This is a genomic window from Microbacterium umsixpiens (genome assembly GCF_053543675.1).
In genome coordinates this window covers 21,035-31,956 of record NZ_JBLVOH010000150.1, presented here as the reverse complement: position 1 = coordinate 31,956, position 10,922 = coordinate 21,035, and the positions used below count along the sequence as shown (strand labels likewise).

Here is a 10,922-nt window from a genome sequence, read left to right as displayed (position 1 = left end):
CCACTTCGCTCGTGCGGAAAGCGAGAAAAGCCCCCGGCGAACCAGAGGCTTTCTCGTGTTGTGTGACCCCAGCGGGATTCGAACCCGCGTTACCGCTGTGAGAGGGCTTTCGTAGCCCGATCCGAGGGGGGTCGATGAAGCAAGATTCCGTGTGATTCCGCGCTTCTGAGCGCCGAAGAGGCTGCTTGATTCCTCTCGATTCCGCAGAGACGTGTCCAAAATGTGTCCGATCTCGGCTGATGCCGGATGGCTCAACGAGGTGCCGGGTCGATCCACTCACGTCCCGACCATGATGTGCACGACACGACGAAAGGACACCACGATAGACGACCTGATGAACCTCGACGAGGTCTGCGCGACGTTCGGTTTCAACCAGTCTGCCCCCGTAGAGCTGTTTCGAGGTCGGACTCCCCCGGCGCGAGGTTGATCTGTTCGCTCATCCACAGGCAGGCCGGTTCTGGGCATCCGAGGTAGAGACCTGCCTGGGATTCGTACACTTCGACCATCGCCTCGCAGCGCGGGCAGATGGCGAGTGGACTGTCCGACATTTGTTGAACCGATGGCGGATGCGTGACTCGGTCTGTTGGGAGCACACCCCTCGACTGTTCAGTTGCGTCCCCGAGGGAAGCCCTTGCGTCTCCGCAGTCGCGAATCCGCAACCGCCCAATCAGTGAAAATCTCGCTGTAGAAGGGCAACAACCGCCGTGCGTTGTTCATCCGCCAGACCGTCTTCGTGAAGAACCGCAGAGGGCGTAGTACGAGCAACATGCCTTCGACGCCTACCCACTCATCCTCGAACGTCTGCGCGACCGCACGTTCCAAGTTGCCGAGGTGGTGACCACCGAGTGCATTGAAACTGGTAGTGATCGGAAGCCCGCTGCCGTCGAGGTGACGTGCGAATGCGAGATGTTCAAGTTCCTTCGCGCTCGGCTTGCGCTGCCGTTTCGCTGGTGCGTGCGTCTTCACGAGGTCGACCCACCTCGACACCGGGTCGTCAGTGAACGCCCCGTCGCCCCTCATGAGCCGGTTGATGTTGTAGTAGCGATCGGTCAGGGCGAACGTCGTCAAGAACTCGATTACCGCTGCGGAGCCAGCGTTCTCCGAGGGCGCATCGTCCATGATGACCTGTCTCTCGCGGGCGACTTCTTCCACGCGCTCAGACAGCCGTCGGAGGTTGTGTCCATAGTTCTTGAGCAGTGCGGCGTCCGGGAACTCCGCCGTGCGTGCGAAGTGGTCAGAGACCAGGATCAGTTTCGCGATGCGCTCCACTCCGTTCGCCAGACCGAAGAAGGCCTCGAACGCCCGTCCGGGGTCGTTGAACGAAACTCGTCGAACCGCCGTCATTCCGCTACACAGCAACGACTGCGCGAGGTACGCCTCTTGGAACAGGGCACGTTCGATCCCGCTCTGTTCGCGTGGCTCCGGCATGAAGAGGTCGATGTCACTCACATCGCCAAGGTATCGCGGGCTCCGATTCGATCGTGGATACTTCGCGACGACGGGGATGGTCGACGTTGACACAATCGCACTTGAACGAGGGTCTACGCCCGTCCCCCACGCAGGCGATCCAAGCTGTCGAACAGCGCACGACGCCCTTCGTCGAGAGGCTGCACAGGCTCGTACCCTCGACGCGACCAGGATAAGCCGGCCGAGTCCCGGAACGATATCTCGGACACATAGTGAGCGCTCATGCCAGGTAGGGCAATTCGGATGAGCGGAGTCTTCTCGCCTGGGCGCACGTAGTCCGCCCCGATCGAACCCGGCACGATCTCTTGCTTCTGGAGGTCATACAACTGCGCCTGAAACGCGCCGATCACCTCGGTGCTGCCGTTGAAAATCTCAAGGTCGATGATCTGCATGTCTTCGATCGCGTGAAAGCCGCCGGGGCTTCCGGAGCTGCAGCCCAGAACGTTGCCACCCACCTGGGTCATCGAGTGCTCACCGTCGTGATGTGGGATGTTCTCACCCTTGCGATAGATGGACGCTCCGCGCGTCGAAGCGTAGACGAGTCGAGCTTGGGCCTCATTCCGCGCTCGAACGTCATCGGCGTAGACCGCCTGCGCGATCTGGTTCGACTTGTGACTGAATCTCAGAGCAATGCCAGCAACGATGACTGCGACAAGCGTGACGGCGACCATCACCCATTCTGCGACTGAACCTGGCTCCATCAACGCGCTCCTTGCATCTCCCCTCAACCGTAGCCGCGCCGACCATGATGTCCGGGAAACGACCGGTTGACGGACGAAAGCACGACCCGCGAGATTCCGCCCGAGTTGCCGTCCGTGAAGCCCGTCCGTCAATGCCAAGCCCCGGACACCTTTGGAGGACACCTTGGTCTCGGATACGCGCGAGTCTCGACGACCGAGCAGAATCACGACCTCCAGACCGATACGCTCCAGCGTGCCGGGTGTGGGCGAGTCTGGGTCGACCACGGCGTCAGCGGGACGAAGGCTCCACTGAGCCGCCCAGAGTTCGCTGACCTGTGGAAGCATCTTCGCGAAGGCGACGTGCTCGTGATCTATCGCCTCGACCGTCTCGCGCGCAACGCGCGGGCGGCTCTGGAGATCGTCGAAGGGCTTGACGAGCGCGGAGTTGCTTTGCGATCACTCAACGACGGCATCTCGACGGAGGGCGGTGGTACCGCCCGCCTGATCCTCACCGTGATGGCCGCGGTCGCTGAGCTTGAGGTAGCCATTTTGCGCGAAAGCACGCGGGACGGACTCGAAGCGGCACGATCGCGGGGAACGAAGCTCGGGCGACGAGAAGCGCTCACCGACGAGCAGAAGGCGCACGCACGGACACTACGCGCAGACGGAAAGCCGCTGCGCGAGATCGCGCGACTGCTCGGCGTGGGAAAGACGACTATCGCGAAGGTCGTGGAGTTGCTGTGACCGCCCCGCTCTGCACAGCACTCGCGGATACAGCGCACTGTCTAGCTAAACTTCGACCATGAGGAGAATCCGCGCACGAGTAGGTTCGTGGTTCTGCGCGCAGAAGCCCGAGACCTCCGGTTGGTCAGCGCAGGATCGCGCGACGTGGATGAAAACCACGATCGAAGCAGGACTCGACTACGTCAAGCAGCAGCGAGACGAACTCTGGGGTATCCGCACCCGAGCCCTCACCTTCGTCGCGTTCGTTGCGGCGGCGTCAGCCTTCCTTGCTGGAGCAGGATTGAAGGACGCAACCCGCAACTTCTGGTTCTTCGTCGTCGCTGGGATCGGAACCGCTGCGTTCCTCGTCCTCGCTTGGTATGTCATCCGCATTGTCGTTCCGAAGGACACGTTCGCGACGGTCATCGAGCCAAACACGATCCTCGATTGGATGGTCGGGGATGATCCCCGCCCGACGCTCGAAGCAGCCCAGCTTTGGCTCGTGCAACGAACCCTTCCAGACATGATCGAGCAGAACGAAAAGAAGCTCGCAATTGTACGAACCCGCTACAAGCGCCTACTCCTCACCGGTACCGGCACCGTCGTCATTTGGATCATCCTCGTGTGGGTGTTCGCATGAGCCGACCGCCGGGAGACAAGCCAGCTCCGCCGCAACCCGACGATGACGGTTACAAGAGCCCCGCACCTCCGCGCCCCATTGGCAAGTACTCGCGGCAGCGCGTTGAGCGAGTGGGCATCCCAAAAACGGCTCCCAAGGTGCTCCTTGCCTGGGTACGAAGCAACACGACCGAGGAGGAAGCGAAGCTACTCATCTCTCGCCTCAGCGAATCGGCATCGCCGGAGCGGGAGAGCAAGACGATCTTCGACCTGCTCCAACCGAAGAAACGAAGCCGTGGCACCTCAAACTGGGTGCTGATGATAGTGAACCGCTCGCAGCCGAGGGAAGTGCTCCGGATCGAACATGCTCTTGAAGGCGAAGCCATCGTCACGGACATCGTGTCGCTGACCACCTCAACTGAGGCGAAGAACGTGCTCCGAACGGGATATCGAAAGCCTCGTCGAACGAAATAGAGCAGTCCGGGTTCACAATGTGAGTGTCTGAGGCATTGAGTTCCGCGTCGCTGGGGCTGGATGTCCCTCCCCCACGACAGAGCGAAACTTCGATCTCTACGACGGCACCGGCGGAACGATCACCAAGGTCTAGTCTTCGTCGAACAGCGCCGCGATTCCCTCAGCGGCGGTGAGCCGCAGCACGCGCATTCGGTCGATGCCGAGGTCAACCGCCATCGTCGGCTGACCGTCGATCGTGCACTCTGAGCAAAGCACACTCACGAATTCCTTGATCGGAGTCTTCGCAGTGTCGAAGTAGGGGTCAACGACGATGACCTTGCGACGATCGTCGAGTGCGAGCCAGCGACGGATCGGGATCGTGATGTGAGCGTCCCAGAACGAGAAGCCGATGACCACCAGAAGCCCCGCGTCGTCTCGCATCCGATAGAACTCGCGGCGCAGAGCCGGGTAGGGATCGATTGGATTGAGCTTGCCGGAGAGCCCGAAGATGGCTGGTGAGTCGAGTCGTGCTACGAGTGTGCCTGCGCCGAGACCGTTCCCACCGACCTCCTCGTAACCCACGATCGGGAGCGGTCCTCCTACTGCCGGTCGGGTCTCTCGCCAGTTCAGACTTCCGTGCATCTTGAGGAGCTGGAGCACGTCGTCGCCGAGGTCGTCGGCGAACCACTGCACGCCGCCGTCCCATTCGGTCGCCCCGGTCGTGTACTCGCGCCCAGCCTCACGCGCAGCCTTCTCGATCATCAGGTCATAGTTGAGCGAGACGATGCCCCGAAGGCGCGCGGTCACAAGCGGACGCAGGTACGACGTGTCAGCGTGCTCGGCACCCTCCGCGAGAATCGACATCACGGTGCTCTCGACCATCCTCGCCAAGAATCCGAAGGAATGATGCGGGTCGCCGCCGTCCACGTCGTTTTCAAGAACCTCTGGAAGTTCGACCCACTCGTTGACCCAGAAGCGAGTCGTGTCCTGATCCTGGTACTGCACATCCGCGAGCGAGGAATAAAACTCCTCGATGTTCGTGGTGCCCTGGAGCCGTTCGACGACGAGCAGCCACGCTCGTCCGAGGTATCCGGGATGGTCTTTCAGTTGCTCCGTGACACTGGCGATCACTAGTTCGGTGAGCCCAGCGGACACGGGCAGGGACGGCGCAGATGCACCTGCACCAAGGAGCACCAAGGTCTTGCCCTCGGCGGCTGCGATCCACTCGTGCATCACACGGTCTCGATCCCGCGCAACGCGTCGTAGGCTGCACGGAACGTGGAGGTCACGTCACGTCCGTTCGCCTTCGCTCGACCCGTCGGAAGTCGAGGACCGTCCGCGTGTGGACTCACGAGCGATCGAAGCTCGTCCACGTCGTACTCACGCGCCCAGTCGAGCGCATTGTTGTCGCGATCGAAGCGAATGCAGACCGCGAGATCGAAGTCCAACGAGTCGAACTGAAACATGCGCGTGACGCCCTCCGGCAGCGTGCGGGTCTTCACCTGGACAAGACGACCCTGCGCGTCGGTCAGGTCGTACCCTCTGGTGCCAGGAGGCGGGAGCGTGCCGCCGTAGACAGCAAAAGCGAGACCCTCTCCGACCTCCCCCTGGATCGCACCAGAAGTGCGCGAGATGCCGCGCCGTCCGAACTCACGCTTGATACGCGCGTGCAGGTCGAATAGCTCAGAGAGCGGGAGGCGTTCGAGGTCGAGATTGGTCACAATCTCACGTTACTGGGGTCGCCGGGACGGCTACTCGTGGTGCCGCAGGCGTCGCGGCACCAATGGCTCGTGCTAGAACTTCGCGCACCTCGCCGCCGCGTAGGCGTCGCACTACCGAGAGGTGATGGTGAGAGAAGCCCCATCGGCCCCCTCACCTCCAAGCTGAGTGCGAACGTGAAAGCGCTCCAGCGCGCCCTCGGTCACGAGAAAGCGAGCGTGACCCTCGACGTGTACGCCGATCTCTTCGAGGACGATCTGGATAACGTAGCGGAACGACTCGACTGGAAGGTGCGTTCGCTCACGACTTCCGACAACTTCACCCCTGCCAACTCCAACGTCCACCCCACCGCCTACGACGACCCGATGTGAGATAGGTAGCGACTACGCCTTGTCGGTCTCGTCATCGTCGTTCTCGACGGTCGACTCGATGATCTCGAAGGTCTGTCGCCCATCTCCAGAAGTGTCGCCCGCCCCTTCGACCGGGAGCGGAAGCAGCACTGCATCCTCGTCGTCACCGAAGAGCCTGCGCATCACCGTCGCCGGGTCTTCGGTCGCGAGTTCTGGGTGCTGCTCCAGCGCGCGATCGAGCCGATCGCGAAGCTGCTCGGGGGTGATCTCACGCATCGCACTCGCAAGAGCCTGAGTCTCTTCGTCGTCTACGACATGTGCGGATGCAAGGAACGCCCACCGTTCGGCGCTGATCGCCTGGTGTGCGCTGCCAGCCGCGCCGTGCGCAACGGCTTCGAAGAAGAGTTGATACCACTGCTGGGTGTCGATCTCTGCTCCGGTCTCGGAGACCTCCGTGCCAACGTCGTCAACGGCGTCGTGCGCATCTACGACGGCGACGACCGTGTCGGGCTCCTCGGTGGTTGCTGCCGCGATCTTCGCCGCGCGTCGATCAGCGAGCCGTTGCTTGATCGCAGGGATGCCTTTGTCGATGAACGCCTGAGCCCCGATCACCGCAGCCGCGATCGCGACCTCCGTCAGGAACTCGGCTATTGCGCCGCTCCCACTTCCGGGCGTCTTCGGCTTCTTGCCGTGGAGGATGACCTGCTCGTTGATGCCGGTCTCACCACGCGCGAACGGAGCGTGAGCGCCTTCGACCCTGCGGGACTGCGCGAGCGTGCTGCCCGCACTCCGTTCGACCCACTTCTTCTCGTAGACCTTCTTGGGTGTGTCTCCGCTGCTCGCCATACCCGAACTCTACCGAGAGCGATTGTTCGCCCGTGTGTCCAAAGTGTGTCCAAAACGGCTGCGCAGACTGTCCACCGAGACCCGAGCCGGGAAACGAAAAAGCCCCCGATCCCTTTGTTTTCAAGGTATCGGGGGCTCATTCTTAGTTGTGACCCCAGCGGGATTCGAACCCGCGTTACCGCCGTGAGAGGGCAGCGTACTAGGCCGCTATACGATGGGGCCGTCTGGCGGACGTTTCCGTCGCGCGACAACCGTTCAAGTATGCCATGGCATTTCTCGGTCCGCCAAATCGACGCCGCCCCGACCTGACTCCCGGGCGTGGCGCGAAGAATCCGTTTGCCGTGCGCCGGATGAAGGAGTTGACTCATCTCATGCGCGTCACCAAGTTCGAACATGCCGCCCTCCGCCTCGATGCCGGCGGGAAGACCCTGCTGATCGATCCGGGCTCCTTCACCGCACCGCTGGTGGATCTCGACGGTCTGATCGGGATCGTGATCACCCACGAGCACCCCGACCACTGGACCTCCGATCACTTCGACCGCCTCTTGCGCGGGGCACCCGGCACGCCGATCTTCGCGCCGTCCGGGGTGGCTCGTGCGGCGGAGGGATACGACATCACGGTCGTCTCCCCCGGGGACACCATCGAGGTGGGCGACTTCTCGCTCCGATTCTTCGGCGGCACGCACGAGGTCATCCACTCGTCGCTGCCCGTCGTCGAGAACGTCGGCGTATTGGTGAACGATGAGCTCTACTACCCCGGCGATTCCTATGCGGTTCCGGAGGGGATCGACGTCGGCACGCTCGCTGCGCCGCTCGGAGCGCCCTGGCTGAAGATCGGCGAGGCGATGGACTACGTGCTCGCTGTCGCGCCGCGTCGCGCCTTCGGCACCCACGACATGACGCTCTCCGTCATCGGGAAGAACATGCACCGCCAGCGGCTGCAGTGGGCGACCGAGCAGGGCGGCGGCGAGTTCTTCGTCCTGGAGCCCGGCGAATCGCTCGATCTGTGAGCGGCGCGGTACGACGCCTCCTCCCTCCGGCGACCGAGCGACTCGTCTTCCGGGAGATGACGGAGGACGACCTGGACCTGATGGCCGACCTGCTCGGCGACCCGGAGGTGATGGCGTTCTATCCGGCGCCCAAGAGCCGCGCCGAGAGCGCCGAGTGGATCGCGCGCATGCAGAAGAGCTATCGGGAGCACGGCCACGGGCTGTGGATCATCGAGACACGCGAAGGCGAGTTCGTCGGCGACTGCGGTCTGACCTGGCAGTCCGTGAACGGCGATCCGGTGCTGGAGGTCGGCTATCAGGTGCGCCGGTCGATGCAGCGCCGGGGGTACGCGACCGAGGCAGCGCGCGCGTGTGTCGAGCTGGTCGCTCGGGAGTTCGCACCGACGCTGCTCACCGCGATCATCCATCCCGCCAACGACGCCTCACGCGGCGTTGCGGAGAATCTCGGGATGACTCACATCGACGATGACCGTGCGCACCCGTGGATCGTGCGCACGGTCATGGGGATGCAGGTCGCTCCCGCTTAGCCGCGTGAAGTGGCGCCCTGCGCGGCGCGCACCCGGAGATCGCGCTCCAGATGATCGCGCTGCTCGACGATGAGCCGCCGCAGCGCCGCGGGCGCCGCCGCGTTCTCGGCGATCCAGACATCGACGGCACTCAGCGAATCGGCCGCGGGGAAGAACCCGAGGACCAGCCGACGCGCGATCTCGATGCTGCGATCACCCCAGACTCCCGAGATACGGGCGAAGTACTCCGCGTCGAAGACCTCGGTCAGATCGCGGCGGCCACCGGCGCGGAATCCTTCGATCTCGGCGTCGAGGTGATCGTTGCTGAGCGAGAGGTCGCTCCAGGCGGAGTCCCAGGCCTCGCGCCGCACGGCGGCGTCCGGGCGCGATGACCGTGCTCGTCGCGCTGCCGTGCGCCCGCTGCCCGTGTCGTCACGCTCCTGCTCGGCGCTGATGTCGGCGAGGTCGGCGTGCCCCGTCGTGACGAGCGCCGTCAGCAACTGCCAGCGCAGATCGGGGTCGACCACGAGCCCCGCGGGTACGTCGCCGTCGAGCAGAGCCCGCACCTGCTCGTGGTGCGCGTCGTCGAATGCGGATGCGGTCGCGAGCGCCCGCGCCCAGGACAGCTGCGCGTCGCTGCCCGCGTCGGCGGCCTGCAGCGCGCTCCACACGGTATCCGTCCAGCCGCGCTGCTCCGCAGCACGGTCCGCATCCGCCACGAAGTGCCGGATGGCGTACGCGGCGTTCGCGAGGACACCCGCCAGCAGCCCGATGTTGGACTCCGCGGGGCCGTGCGTACGCACGATCGCCACGTACCGCGCCGCATCGAGCTCACCGTCCCTCGTGGCGTTCCACAGCGACGACCACACCAGTGCCCGCGCCAGCGGCTCCTCGATCTCCGACAGCGACACCTCGACCGTGCGCAGCGACCGCTCGTCGAGCCGCGCCTTGGCATACGTGAGGTCGTCGTCGTTGAGGAGCACCAGATCGGCTTCGGGCAGATCCAGCGGGGTCCGCTCGCCGATCAGGTCGAGTTCCTGCTGCTCGCGACGGACGACGCTCCCGTCCAGGCGCTCGTACAGGCCGATGCGCAGTCGGTGCGGACGCGGATCGGTCTGGACGAGGAAGCTCCGACCGTCGTCATCCGTCTCGGTCCACAGCGTCGACACACCGGAAGTCTGCAGCCATGCCGCCGACCAGTCGCTCATGTCGCGGCCGGAGACGGCACTGAGCTGCACCAGGAAGTCGTCGAGCGTGGTGTTCCCGAACGCATTCGCAGCGAAGTAGCGCCGAGCACCCTCGAAGAACGCGTCATCGCCGACGAAGGCGACCAGCTGCTTGAGGACCGCGGCACCCTTGGCGTAGGTGATCCCGTCGAAGTTCAGCTTCGCGGCCTCGAGATCGGTGATGTCCGCCACGATCGGATGCGTCGTGGGCAGCTGGTCCTGCTGATACGCCCAGGCCTTTCGGCTCGCGGCGAACTTCACCCAGGCGTCCTGGAATCGGGTGGCTACCGCGGAGGCGTGCGCACCCATGTAGTCGGCGAACGACTCCTTGAGCCACAGGTCGTCCCACCAGGTCATCGTGACGAGGTCGCCGAACCACATGTGGGCCATCTCGTGCAGGATCGTGTTCGCCCGTGCGGCGCGCTGCGCATCCGTCGCCGCGCCCCGGGAGAGATACGACTCCGTGAACGTCACCAGGCCCGGGTTCTCCATCGCACCGAGGTTGTACTCGGGGACGAAGATCTGGTCGTACTTGCCCCACGGGTACGGGTAGGCGAAGGCGTCGGTGAAGAAGTCCAGTCCCTGCCGGGTGACCTCGAGGATCTCGTCGGCGTCCAGGTGGGGCGCCAGCGACCGGCGGACGAAGACGCCGAGGCGGATCTGCTGCTCGTCGCGCCGCCACTCGCCGTCGACACGCGTGTAGGGGCCGGCGGCGACCGCAGTGATGTAGCTCGAAATCGGCAGGGTCGGGGCGAACTCCACCCGCTGCACCCCGACGCCGAGGTCGGTGTGCACCGCGGCCTGGTTGGAGAGCACTTCCCACTCGGAGGGCGAGTCGACGACGAAGGTGTACTCGGCCTTCATATCGGGTTGCTCGAAGCACGCCATGACACGACGTGAATCCGCGGGTTCGTACTGCGTGTACAGGTACGTCTCGTCGTCGGCCGGATCGTGGAAGCGGTGCAGTCCCTCGCCGGAGCGGCTGTATGCCCCGACCGCCTCGACGCGGACCACGTTGGCGGCAGCAAGGCCGGTGAGCGTGATCCGTGCTCCGTCCCACACGACATCCTGGTCAACGCCGTTCACCTCGACACGGCGCACCTCTTCGCCGATGAAGTCGAGCCAGGTCGACTCCGCCGTGGCATCGAACTCGAGCGTCGTCACGGTCGAGAAGCCGGTGCGCGCCCGCTCGGGCGCCCCCGTCAGATCCAGTTCGACACGGATGCGGTGCAGAGTGACCACTGCGGATCGCGCGGCGGTCTCCTCCCGGGTGAGGTTGGCGGTGTCCATCCCTCCATCCTGGCATCCGGACGAGACGCAGACG

12 protein-coding genes and 2 tRNA genes are annotated in these 10,922 nt (G+C 64.2%); 6 read left to right on the top strand and 8 right to left on the bottom strand.

What is annotated here, in order from left to right; translation table 11 throughout:
* Window positions 1-63: 63 nt before the first annotated feature.
* The 3 genes from ACNPM4_RS14845 to ACNPM4_RS14835 all read right to left on the bottom strand — a co-directional run bounded on the left by ACNPM4_RS14845 (window position 64) and on the right by ACNPM4_RS14835 (window position 2,138).
* A tRNA-OTHER gene (locus ACNPM4_RS14845) sits at window positions 64-133 on the bottom strand.
* Window positions 134-606: 473 nt separating this feature from the next.
* Window positions 607-1,449: a hypothetical protein gene (locus ACNPM4_RS14840; protein ID WP_448986159.1), complete on the bottom strand. Its 843-nt coding sequence runs from the start codon at window positions 1,447-1,449 to the stop codon at window positions 607-609.
* A gap of 92 nt (window positions 1,450-1,541) precedes the next feature.
* Complete coding sequence (locus tag ACNPM4_RS14835) at window positions 1,542-2,138, bottom strand: hypothetical protein (RefSeq protein ID WP_448986157.1); 597 nt, start codon at window positions 2,136-2,138, stop codon at window positions 1,542-1,544.
* A 144-nt stretch (window positions 2,139-2,282) separates the two neighbouring features.
* Here ACNPM4_RS14835 and ACNPM4_RS14830 point away from each other — a divergent pair, with 144 nt between their 5' ends.
* From ACNPM4_RS14830 to ACNPM4_RS14820, 3 genes are read left to right on the top strand one after another with little or no spacing between them, the layout of a single operon-like run.
* On the top strand, window positions 2,283-2,891 hold the full coding sequence (locus ACNPM4_RS14830) for a recombinase family protein (RefSeq protein ID WP_448986156.1): 609 nt from the start codon (window positions 2,283-2,285) through the stop codon (window positions 2,889-2,891).
* 58 nt (window positions 2,892-2,949) lie between these two features.
* Window positions 2,950-3,510, top strand: coding sequence for a hypothetical protein (locus tag ACNPM4_RS14825; protein WP_448986155.1), 561 nt, complete (start codon window positions 2,950-2,952; stop codon window positions 3,508-3,510).
* Window positions 3,507-3,962 carry a hypothetical protein gene (locus ACNPM4_RS14820; RefSeq protein ID WP_448986154.1) on the top strand — a complete coding sequence of 152 codons (456 nt, stop codon included), beginning with the start codon at window positions 3,507-3,509 and terminating at the stop codon, window positions 3,960-3,962. Before ACNPM4_RS14825 ends, ACNPM4_RS14820 begins: the two co-directional genes overlap by 4 nt.
* A 129-nt stretch (window positions 3,963-4,091) precedes the next feature.
* Here ACNPM4_RS14820 and ACNPM4_RS14815 read toward each other — a convergent pair whose 3' ends face one another.
* Window positions 4,092-5,174, bottom strand: coding sequence for an SIR2 family protein (locus tag ACNPM4_RS14815; protein ID WP_448986153.1), 1,083 nt, complete (start codon window positions 5,172-5,174; stop codon window positions 4,092-4,094).
* Complete coding sequence (locus ACNPM4_RS14810) at window positions 5,174-5,662, bottom strand: DUF6998 domain-containing protein (RefSeq protein ID WP_448986151.1); 489 nt, start codon at window positions 5,660-5,662, stop codon at window positions 5,174-5,176. Before ACNPM4_RS14810 ends, ACNPM4_RS14815 begins: the two co-directional genes overlap by 1 nt.
* 216 nt (window positions 5,663-5,878) lie before the next feature.
* On the opposite strand from ACNPM4_RS14810, the gene ACNPM4_RS14805 reads away from it, so the two are divergent.
* Window positions 5,879-6,031, top strand: coding sequence for a hypothetical protein (locus tag ACNPM4_RS14805; RefSeq protein WP_448986149.1), 153 nt, complete (start codon window positions 5,879-5,881; stop codon window positions 6,029-6,031).
* A 12-nt stretch (window positions 6,032-6,043) separates the two neighbouring features.
* Here the strand turns inward: ACNPM4_RS14805 and ACNPM4_RS14800 are convergent, their stop codons facing one another.
* Window positions 6,044-6,856 (bottom strand): hypothetical protein, encoded by an 813-nt coding sequence (locus tag ACNPM4_RS14800; protein ID WP_448986147.1) that lies wholly within the window; start codon window positions 6,854-6,856, stop codon window positions 6,044-6,046.
* Between the two features lie 149 nt (window positions 6,857-7,005).
* Window positions 7,006-7,078: transfer RNA gene (locus ACNPM4_RS14795), tRNA-Glu, on the bottom strand.
* Window positions 7,079-7,227: 149 nt separating this feature from the next.
* Between ACNPM4_RS14795 and ACNPM4_RS14790 the strand changes: the two genes are divergently transcribed.
* Both ACNPM4_RS14790 and ACNPM4_RS14785 read left to right on the top strand, forming a co-directional pair.
* Window positions 7,228-7,866, top strand: a complete 639-nt coding sequence (locus ACNPM4_RS14790) for an MBL fold metallo-hydrolase (protein WP_105709831.1) — start codon at window positions 7,228-7,230, stop codon at window positions 7,864-7,866.
* The gene (locus ACNPM4_RS14785) at window positions 7,863-8,393 is read left to right on the top strand and encodes a GNAT family N-acetyltransferase (protein WP_448986145.1); all 531 of its coding nucleotides are present in this window, start codon (window positions 7,863-7,865) and stop codon (window positions 8,391-8,393) included. The genes ACNPM4_RS14790 and ACNPM4_RS14785 overlap by 4 nt, the downstream gene beginning before the upstream one ends.
* Here the strand turns inward: ACNPM4_RS14785 and pepN are convergent.
* The gene (pepN, locus tag ACNPM4_RS14780; RefSeq protein ID WP_448986144.1) at window positions 8,390-10,888 is read right to left on the bottom strand and encodes an aminopeptidase N; all 2,499 of its coding nucleotides are present in this window, start codon (window positions 10,886-10,888) and stop codon (window positions 8,390-8,392) included. The genes ACNPM4_RS14785 and pepN overlap by 4 nt on opposite strands.
* Window positions 10,889-10,922: the final 34 nt, after the last annotated feature.

Coding starts and splice junctions, on each gene's coding strand:
- ACNPM4_RS14790 (WP_105709831.1), top strand. CDS start 7,228: ATGCGCGTCACCAAGTTCGAACATGCCGCCCTCCGCCTCGATGCCGGC.
- pepN (WP_448986144.1), bottom strand. CDS start 10,888: ATGGACACCGCCAACCTCACCCGGGAGGAGACCGCCGCGCGATCCGCA.
- ACNPM4_RS14815 (WP_448986153.1), bottom strand. CDS start 5,174: ATGCACGAGTGGATCGCAGCCGCCGAGGGCAAGACCTTGGTGCTCCTT.
- ACNPM4_RS14800 (WP_448986147.1), bottom strand. CDS start 6,856: ATGGCGAGCAGCGGAGACACACCCAAGAAGGTCTACGAGAAGAAGTGG.
- ACNPM4_RS14825 (WP_448986155.1), top strand. CDS start 2,950: ATGAGGAGAATCCGCGCACGAGTAGGTTCGTGGTTCTGCGCGCAGAAG.
- ACNPM4_RS14835 (WP_448986157.1), bottom strand. CDS start 2,138: ATGGTCGCCGTCACGCTTGTCGCAGTCATCGTTGCTGGCATTGCTCTG.
- ACNPM4_RS14820 (WP_448986154.1), top strand. CDS start 3,507: ATGAGCCGACCGCCGGGAGACAAGCCAGCTCCGCCGCAACCCGACGAT.